General features: G+C 62.2%; 13 protein-coding genes, 1 rRNA gene and 1 pseudogene. 1 reads left to right on the plus strand and 14 read right to left on the minus strand.

Annotated features, from left to right (window positions below; translation table 11 throughout):
• Positions 1 to 22: 22 nt before the first annotated feature.
• From amaB to norR, 12 genes and pseudogenes are all read right to left on the minus strand, one after another.
• Positions 23 to 1,522, minus strand: a complete 1,500-nt coding sequence (gene amaB, locus OKW37_RS35990) for an L-piperidine-6-carboxylate dehydrogenase (RefSeq protein WP_429352601.1) — start codon at positions 1,520 to 1,522, stop codon at positions 23 to 25.
• Between the two features lie 179 nt (positions 1,523 to 1,701).
• On the minus strand, positions 1,702 to 2,613 hold the full coding sequence (locus OKW37_RS35995) for a LysR family transcriptional regulator (protein WP_090808514.1): 912 nt from the start codon (positions 2,611 to 2,613) through the stop codon (positions 1,702 to 1,704).
• Positions 2,614 to 2,726: 113 nt separating this feature from the next.
• Positions 2,727 to 4,109, minus strand: coding sequence for an MFS transporter (locus tag OKW37_RS36000; RefSeq protein ID WP_429403780.1), 1,383 nt, complete (start codon positions 4,107 to 4,109; stop codon positions 2,727 to 2,729).
• A 252-nt stretch (positions 4,110 to 4,361) separates the two neighbouring features.
• Positions 4,362 to 4,482 (minus strand): annotated as a pseudogene (locus OKW37_RS36005) (LysR family transcriptional regulator); the annotation flags it as partial.
• A gap of 52 nt (positions 4,483 to 4,534) precedes the next feature.
• On the minus strand, positions 4,535 to 5,833 hold the full coding sequence (locus OKW37_RS36010) for an MFS transporter (RefSeq protein ID WP_184068936.1): 1,299 nt from the start codon (positions 5,831 to 5,833) through the stop codon (positions 4,535 to 4,537).
• 48 nt (positions 5,834 to 5,881) lie between these two features.
• The gene (locus tag OKW37_RS36015) at positions 5,882 to 7,501 is read right to left on the minus strand and encodes a glycoside hydrolase family 43 protein (RefSeq protein ID WP_429403781.1); all 1,620 of its coding nucleotides are present in this window, start codon (positions 7,499 to 7,501) and stop codon (positions 5,882 to 5,884) included.
• Positions 7,502 to 7,672: 171 nt separating this feature from the next.
• A complete protein-coding gene (locus OKW37_RS36020; RefSeq protein WP_429403782.1) occupies positions 7,673 to 8,491 on the minus strand; it encodes an HpcH/HpaI aldolase/citrate lyase family protein in 819 nt (272 codons plus the stop codon).
• A complete protein-coding gene (locus OKW37_RS36025; RefSeq protein WP_429403783.1) occupies positions 8,488 to 9,876 on the minus strand; it encodes an MmgE/PrpD family protein in 1,389 nt (462 codons plus the stop codon). The genes OKW37_RS36020 and OKW37_RS36025 overlap by 4 nt, the downstream gene beginning before the upstream one ends.
• Positions 9,877 to 9,891: 15 nt before the next feature.
• Positions 9,892 to 11,070: a CaiB/BaiF CoA transferase family protein gene (locus OKW37_RS36030; protein ID WP_429403784.1), complete on the minus strand. Its 1,179-nt coding sequence runs from the start codon at positions 11,068 to 11,070 to the stop codon at positions 9,892 to 9,894.
• A gap of 16 nt (positions 11,071 to 11,086) precedes the next feature.
• Complete coding sequence (locus tag OKW37_RS36035; RefSeq protein ID WP_429403785.1) at positions 11,087 to 12,250, minus strand: acyl-CoA dehydrogenase family protein; 1,164 nt, start codon at positions 12,248 to 12,250, stop codon at positions 11,087 to 11,089.
• Positions 12,251 to 12,268: 18 nt separating this feature from the next.
• The gene (locus OKW37_RS36040; RefSeq protein WP_429403786.1) at positions 12,269 to 13,111 is read right to left on the minus strand and encodes an FAS1-like dehydratase domain-containing protein; all 843 of its coding nucleotides are present in this window, start codon (positions 13,109 to 13,111) and stop codon (positions 12,269 to 12,271) included.
• 218 nt (positions 13,112 to 13,329) lie between these two features.
• On the minus strand, positions 13,330 to 14,925 hold the full coding sequence (gene norR, locus OKW37_RS36045; protein ID WP_429403787.1) for a nitric oxide reductase transcriptional regulator NorR: 1,596 nt from the start codon (positions 14,923 to 14,925) through the stop codon (positions 13,330 to 13,332).
• A gap of 138 nt (positions 14,926 to 15,063) precedes the next feature.
• Here norR and hmpA point away from each other — a divergent pair, with 138 nt between their 5' ends.
• Positions 15,064 to 16,245, plus strand: a complete 1,182-nt coding sequence (hmpA, locus tag OKW37_RS36050) for an NO-inducible flavohemoprotein (RefSeq protein ID WP_429403788.1) — start codon at positions 15,064 to 15,066, stop codon at positions 16,243 to 16,245.
• A gap of 134 nt (positions 16,246 to 16,379) precedes the next feature.
• On the opposite strand, the gene OKW37_RS36055 is transcribed toward hmpA, so the two are convergent.
• Entirely contained in the window at positions 16,380 to 17,423 is a 1,044-nt protein-coding gene (locus OKW37_RS36055) for a transporter (RefSeq protein ID WP_429403789.1), read from the minus strand.
• Positions 17,424 to 17,624: 201 nt separating this feature from the next.
• Positions 17,625 to 17,738, minus strand: a 5S ribosomal RNA gene (rrf, locus tag OKW37_RS36060).
• Positions 17,739 to 17,826 lie beyond the last annotated feature (88 nt).

The following is a 17,826-nucleotide window of genomic DNA, read 5'->3' on the forward strand; positions in this document are numbered from 1 at the left end:
TTACGACGTCACACTTGCGCGCTCAGTCGAGATTGAAGTCGATACCCTGCGCAAGCGGCAACGCCGACGAGTAGTTCACGGTATTGGTCGCGCGACGCATATACGCCTTCCATGCATCCGAACCCGACTCGCGCCCGCCGCCCGTTTCCTTTTCGCCGCCAAACGCACCGCCGATCTCCGCGCCGCTCGGTCCGATGTTGACGTTCGCGATGCCGCAGTCGCTGCCCGACGCGGACAGGAAGCGTTCCGCTTCGCGCAGGTCGCTCGTGAACACGCACGACGACAAGCCGTGATGCGCTGCGTTGTTCGCCTCGACCGCATCGGCGAAATCGGCATAGCGCAGCACGTACAGAATTGGCGCGAACGTTTCCTTCAGCACGACCGGCGTTTGCGACGGCATCTCGACGATGGCCGGACGCACGTAGTAGCCGCCCTCATAACCCTTCACTTCGACTCGCTCGCCGCCGAACACGTTGCCGCCCTCGGCCTTCGCCTGCTGCAGCGCTTCCTGCATGCGGTCGAACGATTGACGGTCGATCAGCGGCCCCATCAGCGTGCCCTTGTCGAGCGGATTGCCGATCGGCACGCGGCTATACAGCTGCTTCAGACGCTCGACCGTCTTCTCGTACACGCTGTCGTGCACGAACAGACGCCGCAGCGACGTGCAGCGCTGACCGGCCGTACCGACCGCCGAGAACAGGATGCCGCGCATCGCGAGTTCATGGTCGGCCGTCTGCGTGACGATGCCGGCGTTGTTGCCACCGAGTTCGAGCAGCGAGCGGCCGAAGCGCTTCGCCACTTCGACGCCAACCTTGCGACCCATTTCCGTGCTGCCCGTCGCGCTGACGATCGACGCGCGCGGATCGGCCACGAGCTTTTCGCCCACGTCGCGCCCGCCGTTGATCAACGCGGCCAGGCCGGCTGGCGCGTCGCCGAATTCCTTCAGCGCGTCTTCGAGAATCCTGTTCACGGCCAGCGCCGAGAGCGGTGTCTTTTCCGACGGCTTCCAGATCACCGCGTTGCCACACACCAGCGCGAGCGCCGCATTCCATGACCAGACCGCCACCGGGAAATTGAACGCCGAGATCACGACGCAGGTGCCGAGCGGATGCCACGACTCCGCCATCCGATGACCCGGGCGCTCGGACGCGATCGTCAAACCGTACAGCTGACGCGACAGACCGACCGCGAAATCGCAGATGTCGATCATTTCCTGCACTTCGCCCATGCCTTCCTGCAGGATCTTGCCCGTCTCCAGCGAGACGAGGCTGCCGAGCGCCTGCTTCTGTTCGCGCAGCCGATTGCCGAGCAGCCGCACCAGCTCGCCGCGGCGCGGCGCCGGCACGTTACGCCACACGGCAAACGCGTCTTTGGCCCGGGCGAGCGCCGCGTCGACCTCGACCGCCGTCTGGCTGGCCACACGGCCGATGAGCTCGCCGGTGATCGGCGAATGAACGGCGATATCGCCGGCTTGCGCGGCTTGGGCAATGCCGAGATCGGCGAGGATAGTGGACGCGTCCATGTGAACCCCTTTAATTTCCGATACGAAACAAGAGTAAGTTCGGAAACTATACACGCGGGTTTTTGTGACGGCAAGAAGATGGTCGGGAATGAAATACCGGTTGACAAAAGGGGGCGATGTTTCCAGAAGGAAACTTCGTCAGACTTCGGGCGGGTGTCACGCCCGCGCGTCAAGCCGCGTCAAGCATCTGACCCGCCATCCTCCTCCAGCACCGCCATCAACCGGTCGACCAACACACGCGCGAACGGCGGCAAGTCCTTCAGACTGCGCACGCAGATCTTCAGCTTGCGCACGGCCCACGGATCGTTCAGGCCGACGATCGCGATCTGCATCGTCTTTCTGTGCCGCAGCGCGACCGACTCCGGCACGATGCCGATTCCGACACCCGCCTCGATCATCCGGCACGCGGCCTCGAAGTTGCCGACCTGGATGCGAAGTTTGAGACGCGCGCCGAGCGCATCGGCGGCACTCGTGATGAACGCGTGAATCGCGCTCGACGTCGGCAGGCTCACGAAGTTCGCGTTCAGCACCTGCGAAAAATCGACCGACGCTTGTCTCGCGAACGGATGCTCGCACGACGTAACCAGCACGAGCCGATCGTCGCGATATGGCAGCATCTGCAGATGCTCGGCATGCACATTGCCCGCGACGATCCCGATATCGGTCGCGCTGTCGGCGACGCCCTTGACGATCTCGCCGCTCAGCACTTCGCGCAGATCGATGTTCACGTCCGGGTGATCGCGCAGGAAACGGCTCAGCACGGCCGGCAGAAACTCGCTGATCGCGGTCGTGTTGGCCCAGATGCGCACGTGGCCCTTGATGCCCTCGCCATACTCCTGCATGTCGCCGGCCAGATGCTCGACGCGTTCGAGCACGAGCCGCGCGTGATGCACGAAGGCTTCGCCCGCGGGTGTCGGCGTCACGCCCTGGCTGGTTCGATAGAGCAGCTTGATGCCGAGCTGCTCCTCGAGATTCTTGACCCGGTTGCTGGCGGCCGGCGCCGACAGGTGCGAACGCTCCGCCGCACGCGCGAGGTTGCGCGTGTCGGCGATATGCAGGAGCAGGCGTAAATCGACGAAATCGAAGTGCATGATGAAAGCTGCTAGCGAAGCATGCGCAAAGCAAACTTTCATCTTAACCGGGTGAAGTGAAAATTTAGCCGGGGAAAGATCCGAATCGACAGATCACCTTGATGCGCCACGGCTTAAGCCGACTCTCGCATCATCTCCGCTTGCGGTATCAGCTCGGCATCGGGCGAAATCTCTTCGAGCGTCTGCTGACTCGTTTCGATGCGCAGCGCGAGAATCGCGATACTCAGCAACAACAGCACGCCACCGACCATCGTCAGCACACCCGTCACGCCGAACTCCGTGTAGAGCAGCAGCGCGACGTAGGGTGTCGACATCGACGCCGCGCGGCCGCACGTGCCGGCCACGCCGGTGCCGCGCAAGCGATGCGCGGTCGGAAACAGCTCGGGGATATAGCCGAACAGGCCGAGCGTGCAGACCGTGTAGATCGTCGTGACGAGCGCGAAACCGACGACCGCGATCGGCACTGGCGCGCGCATCTGCACGTAGACGAAGCCGAGCACGATCGTTGCAAGCGAGAACAGCACGATGCCGTTGCGTCGCCCCAGGCGGTCCGTCACGAGATAAGCGACGACAGCGCCGGCCGGCGCACCGAACGACATCAGCAGCACGAAGCCGAGCGACTGCACGATGGTCAGGCCTTCCTTGACGAAGAACGTCGGCAGCCACGCGACGAAACCGTACAGCGACATGTTGATCGCCATGCAGGTCAGCGCGGCGACCAGCGTGCGGCCGATCATGCCGCGCGCGAACAGCGCCGAGAACGGCGCGGCCGGCACCTCGTGACTGACCACGCGCGAAACCGGCGGCAGCTTGCCGACACGCGCCTCGACCTGTCGCTCGATTGCCGAGACGGTGGCCTCCGCCTCTTCGAGCCGGCCGACCGTTTCGAGCCAGCGCGGCGACTCCGGCATCCGATGCCGCAGGAACCACACGACCATCGCGCCAACCCCCGCGATCGCGAACATGTAGCGCCAGCCGAGATGTGGAATTACCCAATAGCCGACTGCGGTCGCGCCGAGCAGACCGGAGTTGACGATCAGCGCGAGCAGCGCGGTCCAGCGGCCGCGTGTGGCGGGTGGCACGAACTCACACAGCGTGCCGGCCGCGACCACGAGTTCGGCGCCAAGGCCAATGCCCATGACGAAGCGCAGCAGGATCAGCCAGTAGATGTTCGGCGCGAAGCAGGCGGCGAGCGATGCGATGCCGAAGATCGCGAGATTGGCCTGATACGAATAGCGTCGACCGAAGCGGTCGCCGAGATAGCCTGCCAGCCCCGCGCCGATCATCATGCCCATGAAGGTCGCGGAGATGAAGAACGAGCCGAGGCGGAGATCGGTGAAGCCGGTTTTGACCATCGCCGCGAGCACGCCGTTGGCGAGATAGATGTCGAAGGCGTCGAGGAAAGCACCCGCGCCGATCAGGCCGAGGATGTTCCAGTGGAAGCGGGTGATCGGCAGGCGGTCGAGGCGTGCGCCTGAGTTGATGAGGGCTGGCAAATTGTGTCTCCTGTCTTTTTAGGCTGCGCGCGGGCGAGAGGCGCGAGCGCGGAACAGTTCTGCGCGACCGCCTTCGTTCTTCGATGCGGCGGCTCGGGGCAGAGCGCTGAACGGCCGTTGTCGGATCGTGCAGGGCCGTTGGCTTCAAGAGTGCGACAGGTGACGTGGGCTGGGAATTGGGCTTTTTGGAGGTGAGTGTTCCGGTTTGATTAAGGGAATGGCAAAAAAGCGATTTGCATACCCGAAAGGCGGCAGCGCCGAACCGCAGCGCGAGGTCAAAGCCCTCGAGAACGAGATCGTCGAAATGGTCGCGCGCGATGAACTCGATTTCGAGTTCAGGATGCGCATCCATGAACTGATCGAGTCGTTGCCCAAAGCCGGTGACTGAGCCGGAATTATCGCCGGCTCAAGCCCCGTCGCGCCGTTTATCCCGCTGTCCGGTTCTGCACGGGCACTTCTGCGCCGGCGCTCCGCGTGACAGAGTCGCTGAGGTCCGTCCTCGTATTGATGAACCAGGCGGAAACCGAAGCCAACAAGAAGCAGCCGACGAAGAGGTGGAATACGACATTGAAGTCGTCATTCGTCCTGGTCAGGATGTAACCGACGATCAGCGGGGAAAGAAATCCTGCCAGCTGACCCGCCGCATTGACAAAACCGATTGCCGACCCGACGACCTTGTTCGGCAGCGCGACGTTCGGGATGGTGTAGAGCGAACAGCCGGCCATGGTTGAGAAGAAGTAGCCGATCGTCTGAAAGAACACCGCCGTTTCCACGGTCTCCGCATGGGCCGTCAGATAGGCAAAGATGGCGGCCACGACGCAGCCGAGGACGACAAGCAATTCGCGACGATTGCGGAAGAACTTGTCGGAAAGAAAGCCCGTGATGCAATAGGCAATCGTGCCGACGAGAAATGGCACCGACGCCATAATGCCCATTCTGGCCGTCGAAAGGCCGCGCGCTTTCAGCAGATACGTCGGGAACCAGCTCATGATGCCCCACGAGGCGATGCTGAAAACGAACAAGGTGACGAAGCACCACCAGACCAGCGGCGTTTTCACCAAACCAGCAAAATCCGCTTTGCCGGCAGAGGCAGACAAAGACTTTTCGCTGGTACCGATTTCCTCCAATTCGATCTTCGAAGCGTGCTTGCTGTCTTTCGGGCTGTTTCTGATATAGATCCAGCCGAATACGGCCATCGCGACACCGGGTATGAACAGACTCGTGAAAATCGCGCGCCATCCCCACGCGGCCATCACGGCCGCCACGAACAGCGGCGCCAATGCGGGTCCCAGCGCATTAGTGGTCATCATGAGCCCGGTTGCCCGTCCCACTTCGCGCTTTGGGAACCAAGCCGACAGTGTCTTGAACGCGGCGGGAGGAAAGAGCGCTTCGCCGATGCCGAACGCGACCCGCACCACCAGCATCAAGCCGAGCGAATTGCACAGCCCGGTAAGCGCGGTGAAAATCGTCCACCAGGTGATGCCGATCGTCGTCATCAGCCGCGGACCGAATCTGTCTGCAAGCAGGCCAGCCGGGATCTGACATAGCGCGTAGCTAAAGAAGAACGCGCTCAGGATTCCACCCATTTCCATCGCGGACAGATGAAACTCGGACGCAATGAATGGAATAGCCGCTGCCATGATCATTCTGTCCATGTAACAGAGCAGATAGATTGCGAACAAAATAAGCAGCACGAGGTAGCGATGTCTCCAACGAAAGCGCATGAGATCTTCCTTATTATTAAATGACAGCGATGACACGAAATCCGAGCTTTAGCCGATCAGTTGGCGGTACGAGAACGACTTGAAATCGGCAGGCTCGCGAAAGCCAAGCATGTCGTTGACGGTGATACCCGCGAATGCCCCCGTGAAGCCGATGGGGGTTGCATATTCATCGCTGAGTTTCGTGAAATCCTTTTCCAGTTCAAGGTCATTCCAGTCACCGTGCGTCAAGCGATAGAAGAAGCGCAGTTTCGCGTCCACGACGCGAATCCGCAGGTCGATCCCGGTGGCCTCGGGCAGCGTCGCCAGTCGATTGCTGTAGGCGAAGCTGCCGGCATCCATTTCCATGTAGGACAGGATTTTTGTGCCGTCGTCGTCGCGCGTGACGAACAGATAGTAGAAGGTGTTCTCGTCGTAACGCGCCATGAGCCCAGCCATGTGCAGATATGACTTGGGTGAAAATTCCAGCGCGGTTTCGACTTCGAACTGCCAGTCACGGATGCGACAGGCCAACAAGCTTTGATGGAACCGCGAAGTCGGCGACTCTTGCCCCCTTATCCGCAGATAGCCCGGACGTTCGTGAAGATTGCACCAGTCGTCGCCGATGGGGATGCGCAGACTCTGCAGTTCCAGGGGCAGCGCGGCATGTTGTCCGAAATCGATCGTCCAACTGCTGTCGAGCCTTTGCTCGATATCCGAGCCGATCGCGAAAGATTCGGCGGGAACCACTCCGCCACTGGCGAGGCGGGGCCAGTCGGCATGCCATTCGATAGGTGCGACACAGGTTTCACGGCCTAGCGGCGAGCGCTTCGTGTGCGCATCGATCGGTCTCGATCCGAGGTACGTCATGTACCACTGGCCGTTGGGGCCCTCGACCAGGTTGCCGTGGCCGGTCCGCTGAATCCGTCCATTCGCGTCGCGCGACGTGAGCATCGGCGTATCAGGATGAAGCTCGTATGGACCGAAAATGTCGGGGGACCTGGATACACACGTTGCATGTGTATAGCCTGTGCCCCCCTCCGCTGTGATCAGGTAGTACCAGTCTCCCTTCTTCAGCAAATGCGGAGCCTCGTAGATCTGACATTTCATGAAGTAATCGGTCTTGAGGTTGGCGCCTTTATAGATGACGTGCTCTTCGCCGATCAGCTTTTCCTCCTGCACCGAGTATTCCCGCAGAACGATTCCGACGAACGGGTCTTCGTAGATACCTCTGAAATCGCGCCGGATATAGGCGAGCCACTTTTTGCCAGATTCGTCGTGGAACAGGGATGGATCGTATCCACCGGACACGAGATGCACGGGCTCCGACCAGGGTCCGGTGATGTCCGGGGCGGTGACGAGGTAGTTGTGCATGTCACGAAGCGGGGAGATCTTCTGCTCGCCTTTCCATGCCTTGGTGTCGGTATAGACGAGCCAATAAAGACCGTCGTGATAGGAGAGGGCTGGCGCCCATATGCCTCCGGACGGCTGCTCTCCGATCAGGTTCAATTGCGATAGCCTGTCGAGAGGCGTGGCCTTGAGTTCCCAGTTGACGAAATCTTTTGATTCGTAAATGAGAACGCCCGGATACCATTCAAACGTTGAAACCGCGATATACCACGCATCTTTGCCACGGCACACGCAAGGATCCGGGTTGAAGCCGCGCAGAACTGGATTTTGAATAGTACTCATCGGGAGGGTATTTTTTGACGTGCTGAGAGGAACAGATCTTCTTTATCGACAACGTCGCGACACCGAAACTTTCTGTCGAAATGTGTTACCGATAACAATTTAATCTAGCATGTGACCTGCTAACTATTCAAGTGCGACGATGGGGGGTAGGGGCGACGGAAAACCGCATTGTCAGAAGCTTTCGGAATCGCCCACAACCCTCCGCGCCCGCAGAATCACCGGCATATCGACCATCCTCCCATCCACGGCAACCGCGGCGCCATGGCTCGCCTCGACAGCCGCAAGCACCCGTTGCGCCCACTCCACGTCGGCGTCACTCCATGCATACGCGCGATGCACCGGCTCGATCTGCTTCGGATGAATGCAAAGCTTGCCGCCGAAACCGAACCGCCGGCCGCGCCGCGCATCAGCTTGCACCGCGTCAGCATCGGTAATGGTCGTCGACACGCCATCCACCGGCGCACCAATGCCAGCCAGCCTCGACGCAAGCACGATCTGCGAGCGAAACAGATGCAACTCCTCGCCATCCCCATCGATGCCGAGATCGATCTGAAAATCCAGCGTACCGAAGACGATACGCAGCACGCGCGGCGCGCTGCATAACTCCGCAAGATTCGCGAACCCGCGCGCAGTCTCGACAATCGGCAGCACGCTCAACGCCGGATGCGCGTTGGCCAGCACCGCGCCGATCTGTTCGCGCGTCTGAGCCTTCGGCAGCACGATTCCGGCCACGCCGGTCTGCCCAACGAGCGCCGCAACGTCATCTGGAAACCATGGCGTATCCGAGCCATTGATACGCACCCAGGCGGCCCGCGATGCGTTAGCCGACACCGCGGCCACAACCGCCGCACGCGCCGGCACCTTCTGATCCGGCTGCACCGCGTCTTCCAGATCGAGAATCACCGCATCCGCGCCGGCCGCATAGGCCTTGTCAAACCGCTCAGGCCGATTCCCAGGCACGAACAGATACGACCGGGGCAACGCGCTCATGCCGCCACCATCGTGCGCGAAGTTGCATCGAATACCGAGCCAATCTGCTTCTCTTCGGCAATATGCCATGCGCGGCGAAGCAGTTGCGCCGCCTCCTCTCCGCTAGCCGCACCCGAAAACGCCGCCAGCCGATGCAGCTTCGTCGCAATCTCGTCGCGCGACAAGGTATTGCCTGGATCGCCCTTCGGCTCATCGACACGCCCATCGAACACGCGGCCGTCGGCCGTCGTCACCGTGACCTTGCCGATCCAGCGTGCGGGATAGGCGGCGTCGACTTCAGCGTCGAGCGCCATTGTGACCTTGTCGCGAAACGCGGCGATCTCGCTCGCGTCGAAACCCTGCTCGAATTCGGTCACGCCGGCATAGCCGTGATGCGCGACCAGCCCGAGCACTGTGCCCATGTTGAACTTCGCCTGATGTACGCTGCGCGGCGCGACCACGGGACCGAGCACATCGATCGCGCCTTGATGCACGTGCGCGACGACCTTCGCGATGTCGCGCGGCGCGAAACGATGCGTCTGCACGACGGCGAGCAGCGCATCGGCGGCCGGATGCGTATGGCGGCACGCCGCGTGATACTTGAACGACGTCTCCGCGGTCGCCCAGCGGCTGCCAAGCCGATCGACGAGGCGCGCCGGATCGGCGTCGCTCGACATGCCGGCGGCCATGCCCTGGGTGCCTTCGAGAATGTGCGTCGCGCCCTTGAAGCCGTCGGCGGCGAGTTGCGCGGCCATCAGGCCGTTCGCGGCGGCCATCGCGGTGTGCAGTTGCTTCGAGTCGGCGGCGTCGCGCAGAAATTCCCATAGGCCGCTCGCCTGCGTGCCCGCCGAGCCGAACGCATCGAGCATTTGGGACGGCAACAAACCCAGCAAGCGTCCTGCCGTTGCCGCGGCCGCGACCGTGCCGACCGTGCCCGTGGTGTGAAACACCTTGTAGTGCGAGCGCCCGAGAAATTCGCCGATGCGAATGCCGACCTCGTATCCCGTCACCGCCGCCGCGATGAAGTCGCGCCCCGACGCTCGCTTTGCCTGTGCCAACGCGAGCGCAACCGGAAACACCACGGTCGCCGGATGAAACACCGAGCCATTGTGCACATCGTCCTGTTCGGCGAAATGCGATGCCGCGCCGTTGATCATCGCGGCGAAATACGGCGTGGTGCGACCGCGGTCGATCAGCACCTCGCAGAGGCCCTCGTTCGTCGCCCCGGCTGCCGCGCGTGCGAACCGCGCGATCGTCTCGACCGGGCGCGCACCCTTGCCGGCCAGCGCCGAGCCGAGCCAATCGACGTACAGGTTGACGGTACGCTCGACGACCTCGTGCGGGATGCGGTCGAAGTCGAGTTGCGCGGCGAAAGTGGCAAGCGTGAGACTGGGATGGTCGTTCATGGGGTCGTTACCGAATCAGATCGTGCCCGCCGCGCGCAGCGCGTCGATACGCCCATTGTCGTAGCCAAGCTCACGCAGAATTGCTTCCGTATGTTGACCAAGCGTGGGCACAGGGTCCATTCGCGGCTCGAGGTCGGAAGGCAGACCGGGCGGCCGCAATGCGGGTATCGTCCCCGTTGCCGTGCCGACTGCCTGCCAGCGCTCGCGCGCCTTCAGTTGCGGATGCGCCCAGACGTCGGCGAGCGTATTCATCTGCGCGTTCGCGATGCCCGCCTCATCGAGTCGATCGATCACGTGCGCCGCGCTCTGCTTCGCGAACGCCGCGACGATCACCTCGCGCAAGGCGTCGCGCGCCGCAGTGCGTTTCGAGTTCGATGCGAAGCGTTCGTCGGTTGCCAGTTCAGGCTGTTCGAGCACGCGCTCGCAGAACAGCTTCCATTCGCGTTCGTTCTGCAGGCCAAGCATGACCGTCTTGCCGTCGCCAGCGGGAAACGGGCCATAAGGATAGATCGTTGCATGCGCGGCGCCCGCAAGCGCGGGCTGCGACTGACCGTCGATCGCGTAGTAGAGCGGATAACCCATCCACTCGACCATGCTCTCGAGCATCGATACATCGATGCGGCAACCGCGCCCTGTGCGCCCACGCTGCAACAGCGCGCTCAGGATGTTCGAATACGCGTACATGCCCGCCGCGATATCGGCGATCGAACAGCCCGCTTTCGCTGGCGCGCCGGGCGAACCGGTGATCGACAGGAAGCCGGACTCGCTTTGAATCAGCAGGTCGTACGCCTTCTTGTCGCGATACGGACCGTCCGCGCCGTAGCCGGAAATATCGCAGACGATCAACTTCGGATACTTGTGGCTCAATGTGTCGTAGCCGAGGCCAAGCCGGGCGGCCGCGCCTGGCGCGAGGTTCTGCACGAGCACGTCGGCATCGGCAACCAACGCATCGAGAATCCCGGCCGCCGCGGGCTGCTTCAGGTCGAGCGAAAGACTCTCCTTCGAGCGATTGGTCCACACGAAGTGCGACGACAGCCCATGCACACGTTCGTCATAGCCGCGCGCGAAATCGCCGACGCCGGGCCGTTCGATCTTGATCACGCGCGCCCCGAGATCGGCCAGTTGACGCGTGCAGAACGGCGCGGCAATCGCGTGTTCGAGCGTGATGACCTTGATACCGTCGAGTGGTCTCATGATGTCCGTCAGCGGGTCAGAACGAACGCGGCAGCCCGAGGATATGCTCGGCCACGTACGAGAGAATCAGATTGGTCGATATCGGCGCGACTTGATACAGACGCGTTTCACGAAACTTGCGCTCGACGTCGTACTCGCACGCGAAGCCGAAGCCGCCGTGAAATTGCAGGCACGCATTGGCCGCTTCCCACGACGCATCCGCCGCGAGCAGCTTCGCCATATTCGCCTGCGCACCGCACGGTTGACGTGCGTCGAAACGACGTGCCGCTTCGAAGCGCATCAGGCTCGCCGCCTCGACGTTGATGAACGAGCGCGCGATCGGAAACTGCACGCCCTGGTTCTGTCCGATCGGCCGGCCGAACACGACGCGCTCCTTCGCGTATTCGGTGACTTTATCGACAAACCAGTAACCGTCGCCGATGCATTCCGCGGCGATCAGCGTGCGCTCCGCGTTCAGGCCATCGAGAATGTATTTGAAGCCTTGCCCTTCCTCGCCGATCAGATTCTCGGCCGGAATTTCGAGGTTGTCGAAAAAGAGCTCGTTGGTCTCGTGATTGACCATGTTCAGAATCGGCTGCACGGTCAGGCCATGACCGATCGCCTCGCGCAGATCGACGATGAAGATCGACATGCCCTCTGATTTCCTCTTCACGTCCGCGAGCGAAGTGGTGCGTGCGAGCAGAATCATCAGGTCCGAGTGTTGCACGCGCGAGATCCATACCTTCTGACCGTTGATCACGTAACGGTCACCGCGCCGCTCTGCGGTCGTCTTGATCTTCGTCGTATCGGTGCCGGTGGTCGGCTCGGTCACGCCCATCGATTGCAAACGCAGGTCGCCGTTCGCGATCTTCGGCAGATACTTGCGCTTCTGTTCTTCCGAACCGTGCCGCAGCAGCGTGCCCATGTTGTACATCTGCCCGTGGCACGCGCCCGAGTTGCCGCCCGCGCGATTGATCTCCTCCATGATCACCGACGCTTCCGTGAGCCCGAGCCCCGAGCCGCCGAAGTCCTGCGGAATCAGCGCGGCGAGCCAGCCGGCCTTCGTCAGCGCGTCGACGAACTCTTCCGGATAGCCGCGCGCCTCGTCGATCTTGCGAAAGTACTCGCCGGAAAACTGCTGACACAGATCGCGCACGGCCTCGCGAATGTCCTGGAACGAATCGTGTTGCGTGGTTTGCATAGTCGAGTCTCGCGGAATTCAGGCGAGCGCGGCGGTCGCGCGCATGGTCAGATAACCTTCGTGGTCCTTCGCCCACAGGTCGATGGTCTTGCCGTCGGCGGCGGGCTTGCCGCATACCGTGAACGGCTGGTCCGCGAACGTGGGGCGAAGCGCGCGAAACGCGAAGCTTTGCAGCGTCGCTTGCGGCAGTTCTCGGCGCACGAGATCGACCAGCAGCGTCGCGATCAGCGGGCCATGCACGACGAGGCCCGGATAGCCTTCGACCTGCGTGACATAAGGATGGTCGTAGTGAATGCGATGGCCGTTGAAAGTCAGCGCCGAGTAGCGCAACAGCATCACGGCATCGGCGTCGATCGTGCGGCGCCATGTTTCGTCTTCGGGCGCGGGCGCCGGCTGTTGCGGCCGCGCGCCCTCCTGCGGCGCGTCGCGATAGACGATGTCGTGCTCCTCTTCGAGCTTCAACTCGCCATCGACTTCGATCGTATGTTGCACGGTGACGAACACGAGGCGGCCCGAGCGGCCGGTCTTGTCCTCGATATTGGCGATCGTCGACGTGCGCCGCGCATGCTCGCCGATCTTCAGCGGCGCATGAAACGTGAGCCGGCCGCCAGCCCACATGCGGCGCGGCAGTGGCACGGGAGGCAGAAAACCGCCACGCTTCGGATGTCCGTCGGGACCGACTTCGGATAGCGGCGTGACCGGCAGAAAGTACAGCCAGTGCCACAACGGCGGCACGGTGTTACCGCTTTCCTCGCGATCGAGCGTGGCGGCAAGCGCCTTCAATCGAAACGCGGTGATGTCGTCTTCGGCCACCGCCTGCTTGTTGAGCCAATCGTCGAGTTTCTCTGGGGCAGCGGACATGACGGAGTCTCCAGATTCAGTGTGTTGGTCCTCGTTAGGGCCCACTATGACCGACGCGCTGCGTTCCGCGAAGTTCGATTTTCCGAAGCGGGCCTTTGTTTTTCGTTAAGACATTGAGCCCAGCGAGCGGCGCTGACGATCTGTTGTCGGCGCGATCGGCGGTTCGATGTGGCTTGACCTTCGTGCCGGGCCGCGACGGCACCCCTGCGCCTGTTCGCTCATTTGAGCCCGAGCCGTTTAGCCAGCCGATTCAGATTCGCCCGGTCCAGCCCCAGCTCGCGCGCGACCGCCGCCCAGTTCTGCCTGTTGCGGATCAGCGCTTCGAGAACGAGATTGCGTTCGAACTCGGTGACCGCGCTGCGAAAGTCTTTCGTCTCGCTTTCCTCGCTCTGCGTGGCGATTTGATTGGCTTCATGATCTTGTGCGTCCGACAACGCGAAGTCCGCGGCCGTCAACGTCAGAATACGGCGGCGCTCACGATTGGCCGCCAACGCCTTCAGCGCACTGCGTCCGATCAGATGCTCCAGTTCGCGCACATTGCCGGGCCATGAGTAGTGCAGCAATGCGGCCTGCGCGTCAGCCGCAAGACGCAGGCTCAGCAAACCGAGCCGGGAGCGATTGTCTTCGAGGAAGAAGCCCGCCAGCAGTAGCACGTCGCGGCCACGCTCGCGCAACGGCGGCACGCGCAGCGGATACACGCTGAGGCGATGATAGAGGTCGACGCGAAAGCGGCCCGCGCGCACTTCTTCGGCGAGGTCGCGATTGGTTGCGGCGATGAGCCGCACGTCGACTCTGTGTTCGTGGTCCGAGCCGATGCGCTGCAACTGGCCGTTCTGCAGCACGCGCAACAGCTTTGCCTGCACCGCGAGGGGCAACTCACCGACTTCGTCGAGGAAAATGGTGCCGCCGTCCGCGAGTTCGAACTTGCCGCGTCGATCCGCCGAGGCTCCCGAAAACGCGCCGCGCACGTGCCCGAACAGTTCGCTCTCGACGAGCGTATCGGGCAACGCCGCGCAGTTCAGGCTGATCAGCGGCTTGTTCGCGCGCGGCGACAGCGCGTGGATCGCATTGGCGACAAGTTCCTTGCCGACGCCGGTCTCGCCGGTGACGAGCACGGTCAGATCGCTGGCGGCCACCACCTCGATCTCCTTGATCATGCAGCGATGCGCGTCGCTGCTGCCGATCAGCTCGCGCCGGCTCTCGCTGCTCGCCAGCCGATACGCTTCCGCGCGGCGCTGCGCCTCCTCGCCATTGCGCGCCAACGCGTCGATGCGTTCGACGACGCTCACGGTCGCGGCCGCGAGGCCGACAAACGCCTGCAGCGAGGCCATGTCGAGTGTGTCGAAGCGCGCCGGGTCGAGTGCGTCGAGCGTGAGCAAGCCCCAAGGCTCGCCGCGGATGAACAGCGGGCACCCCAGACAGTCGTGCACTTCGAGGTGCCCGGGCGCCATGCCTTGCACGAGGCCATCGTAGGGATCGGGCAGATCGGAGTCGGCGGCGAAGCGCGTCGGCCCTGGCTGGGCCAGCAGCTCCTGAAAGCGCGGATGCTCGGCGACGCGAAAACGCCGCCCGAGCGTATCGCTGCTCAAGCCGTCGATGGCGAGCGGCACCAGCGTATCGCCTTCGAGGCGTAGCAGAGCGGCCGCGTCGCCCGGAAATAGCGAGCGCAGCGCGCTGAGCAGCCGCCGATAACGCTCGCGCTCGGACAGCTCGCGCGACAGGTCGAGAATCAGCGGGGTGAGAACATCGAGGACCGCCCCTGTAGTCAGATCGACTGCGGATTGAGTCTTTTCGACTAGGGTCGAATGAACCATCTTAATTGCCAGATCGTTGATCTAAATGCATTTTATACCTGGCACGAATCGTGGATAGCAGAGGCAGTCTGCCGAAACCGGCTGTGACATTCGCTGATAGACAGACGCTCACCCAGACTCTCACCAGGACTTAAAAACATGCTATCCGCCGAACACCGCGCCATCATCAAAGCAACCGTGCCGCTCCTGGAAAGCGGCGGCGAGGCGCTCACCACGCACTTCTACAATCTGATGCTCAGCGAGCATCCGGAAGTGCGCCCGATGTTCAATCAAGCCAATCAGGCAAGCGGCGCGCAACCGCGCGCGTTGGCCAACGGCGTGCTGATGTATGCGCGCCATATCGATCAGCTCGAGCAGTTGGGCGGGCTCGTCGCGCAGATCATCAACAAGCATGTGTCGCTGAACGTGCAGCCTGAGCACTATCCGATCGTCGGCAAGTGTCTGCTGCGCGCGATTCGCGAAGTACTCGGCGCGGACGTCGCAACCGACGCCGTGATCGAAGCGTGGGCCGCCGCGTATCAACAACTCGCCGATCTGCTGATCGGCCTCGAAGGGAAGATCTACGCCGAAAGCGCAGCGGCACCCGGCGGCTGGCGCGGCACGCGGTGGTTCCGCGTCGCGCGCAAAATGCGTGAAAGCGACGAGATCACGTCGTTCTATCTGCGTCCCGATGACGGCGGCGAATTGCTCGCGTTTCAGCCGGGTCAGTACATTGGCGTGCGTCTGATGATCGACGGCGAAGAAGTGCGTCGCAACTATTCGCTGTCCGCAATGAGCGATGGCCGCGAATATCGCATCAGCGTGAAGCGTGAACCGAATGGCACCGTGTCGAAGTATCTGCACGAGCAGATCAAGGAAAACGACTCGCTCGATCTGTTCGCGCCGTCCGGCGAATTTACGCTGCAACCTGGCGACAAGCCGTTGGTGCTGATCAGCGGCGGTGTTGGCATTACGCCGACGATGGCGATGCTGCAGGCCGCGCTGAAGACCAATCGTACGGTGCATTTCATTCACGCGGCCCGTCATGGTGGCGTGCATGCATTCCGCGGCGCAATCGATACATTGGCCGCACGCCATCCGCAACTGAAGCGCTTCTATTGCTACGAGGAGCGTCGTGATGGCGATGCCGAAGCGCACGCGGTCGGTTACGTCGACGAAGCGAATCTGAAGAAGTGGTTGCCGGAAACGTGCGATGTCGACGTGTATTTCCTCGGGCCCGTCGCGTTCATGAAGGCGATCAAGAAAGGGCTGAAGGCGATCGGCGTGCCGGAATCGCAGAGCCGTTATGAGTTCTTTGGTCCGGCTGCCGCGCTCGAATAACGCACTCGAGTAATCGACGGGTACTTGCCCTCTTTGAATCGCTGCGAAGCGTATTCGAAGACGGGCATGTTCGGGCTTCGATCACGCCGGCGGCGTTTGGCCTCGTAAAAAGCGGGCCAAATCTGCCGCGCCTTCTAGCGCTCCCTCCTGCGGCGAAACGCCCACCAGCCCGTCAGCCCGGTAAAGCCGGCGACCAGCACCACCATCAGCCAGAAGCCATGCTTGTTCTCGGCGAGCGGAATGCCGCCAACGTTCATGCCGAAGAAACCGGCGACGATATTGATCGGCATCACCAGCACCGTGACTAGCGTCAGCGTAAATAGCGTCCGGTTGTTCTGCTCCTCGAGGCGCGAGGTGATTTCTTCCTGCAACAATCTGACCCGCTCGATCAATCCCGCTACGTCCGAAATCACGACCGAGAACTCCTCCGTCGATTCACGCAGATCTTGCACGTCTTCCGCATGAAGCCAGCGAGGCGGCCTCGCCAGCAAGCGGAAAATCGCGCCCGGTTCGGGTGCCAGCATGCGTTGCAGGCGTGTCAGCGTGCGACGCATCGCGCCGAGGTCCAGGCGGTTTTGCGTCGGCCGTTGCGACAGAAAGCGATCCTCGATTCGATCGACGTCGGCACTGGTTCGGCGGACGATCTGCACGAGCAGGTCGGCCTGGTCGCGCATCAGATGAACTAGCAGTTCGGCAGGTGACCTGAACATTTCACCTTCGCGCACCGACGCGCGCAAACGGTCGACCGAGCGCAGCGGCTTCAGCCGCGCCGTCACGATGAGCCGCTTATGTGCGTAGATCCACAGCGTCGCGATTTCTGACGGGATGAATTCGAGGTTGAACATGACGTCGTTGACGACCGCGCGCAGTGCGCCGTCCGCATGCTCGATCCGCGTCGAATGCGAGCCTTCGCGCAAGGCGTCGAAAAAGGTTTCGGGCAGATCGAGTTGTGACCGCATCCAGCGCTCGCTCGCGCTATGCGCGAGATTGAAGTGAAGCCATAGAAACTCGCCAGCGTCCGTCGCGCTAGTGCTGGCATCGTCCTCGCGCTCGCGGTACCAGTCGATGACTTCGTCCGCGTCGATCGGCCGCCCGGCGAGCGTCGGCGAAAACCGGAAACCGCAGACCATACCCGACGAATCCGCGCCGTAGGTTTGCATTGCCAGATCTGATTTCATAGCTCGTTCGATGCCAGCGCTTCCGAAAGGAATACGTGAGCATAGCGCGAACAATTGAAAGAGAGTTGACGCGCGCACTTTCCGGCGTCGTATTGTCGAATTGTGGCGGCTGGATTGTCTCCGAAACGTCATCTCTGCCGATGACGGCCGCGTAAACGCAGAAACCCCACCGCGGCGGGTGGGGTTTCTGACTGGAGGGGAGCCTGACGATTACCTACTTTCACACGGGCAATCCGCACTATCATCGGCGTGGAGTCGTTTCACGGTCCTGTTCGGGATGGGAAGGGGTGGGGCCGACTCGCTATGGTCATCAGGCATGACGGGTTGCTGCGTCGCAGGGTTGGAGTCAACCGGTTGCGCCACAGCCAATCGGGAAGAAGCGTAAAGGATTCGAGTGGGGAGG

This window comes from Paraburkholderia sp. MM5482-R2 (assembly GCF_050436125.1).
Classification (GTDB): Bacteria; Pseudomonadota; Gammaproteobacteria; order Burkholderiales; family Burkholderiaceae; genus Paraburkholderia; species Paraburkholderia tuberum.

What these genes read in the sequence shown, in the direction of transcription:
- OKW37_RS35995 (WP_090808514.1), bottom strand. Translation starts at nt 2,613, where the DNA reads ATGCACTTCGATTTCGTCGATTTACGCCTGCTCCTGCATATCGCCGAC.
- OKW37_RS36030 (WP_429403784.1), bottom strand. Translation starts at nt 11,070, where the DNA reads ATGAGACCACTCGACGGTATCAAGGTCATCACGCTCGAACACGCGATT.
- hmpA (WP_429403788.1), top strand. Translation starts at nt 15,064, where the DNA reads ATGCTATCCGCCGAACACCGCGCCATCATCAAAGCAACCGTGCCGCTC.
- amaB (WP_429352601.1), bottom strand. Translation starts at nt 1,522, where the DNA reads ATGGACGCGTCCACTATCCTCGCCGATCTCGGCATTGCCCAAGCCGCG.
- norR (WP_429403787.1), bottom strand. Translation starts at nt 14,925, where the DNA reads ATGGTTCATTCGACCCTAGTCGAAAAGACTCAATCCGCAGTCGATCTG.
- OKW37_RS36015 (WP_429403781.1), bottom strand. Translation starts at nt 7,501, where the DNA reads ATGAGTACTATTCAAAATCCAGTTCTGCGCGGCTTCAACCCGGATCCT.
- OKW37_RS36055 (WP_429403789.1), bottom strand. Translation starts at nt 17,423, where the DNA reads ATGAAATCAGATCTGGCAATGCAAACCTACGGCGCGGATTCGTCGGGT.
- OKW37_RS36025 (WP_429403783.1), bottom strand. Translation starts at nt 9,876, where the DNA reads ATGAACGACCATCCCAGTCTCACGCTTGCCACTTTCGCCGCGCAACTC.
- OKW37_RS36035 (WP_429403785.1), bottom strand. Translation starts at nt 12,250, where the DNA reads ATGCAAACCACGCAACACGATTCGTTCCAGGACATTCGCGAGGCCGTG.
- OKW37_RS36010 (WP_184068936.1), bottom strand. Translation starts at nt 5,833, where the DNA reads ATGCGCTTTCGTTGGAGACATCGCTACCTCGTGCTGCTTATTTTGTTC.
- OKW37_RS36020 (WP_429403782.1), bottom strand. Translation starts at nt 8,491, where the DNA reads ATGAGCGCGTTGCCCCGGTCGTATCTGTTCGTGCCTGGGAATCGGCCT.
- OKW37_RS36040 (WP_429403786.1), bottom strand. Translation starts at nt 13,111, where the DNA reads ATGTCCGCTGCCCCAGAGAAACTCGACGATTGGCTCAACAAGCAGGCG.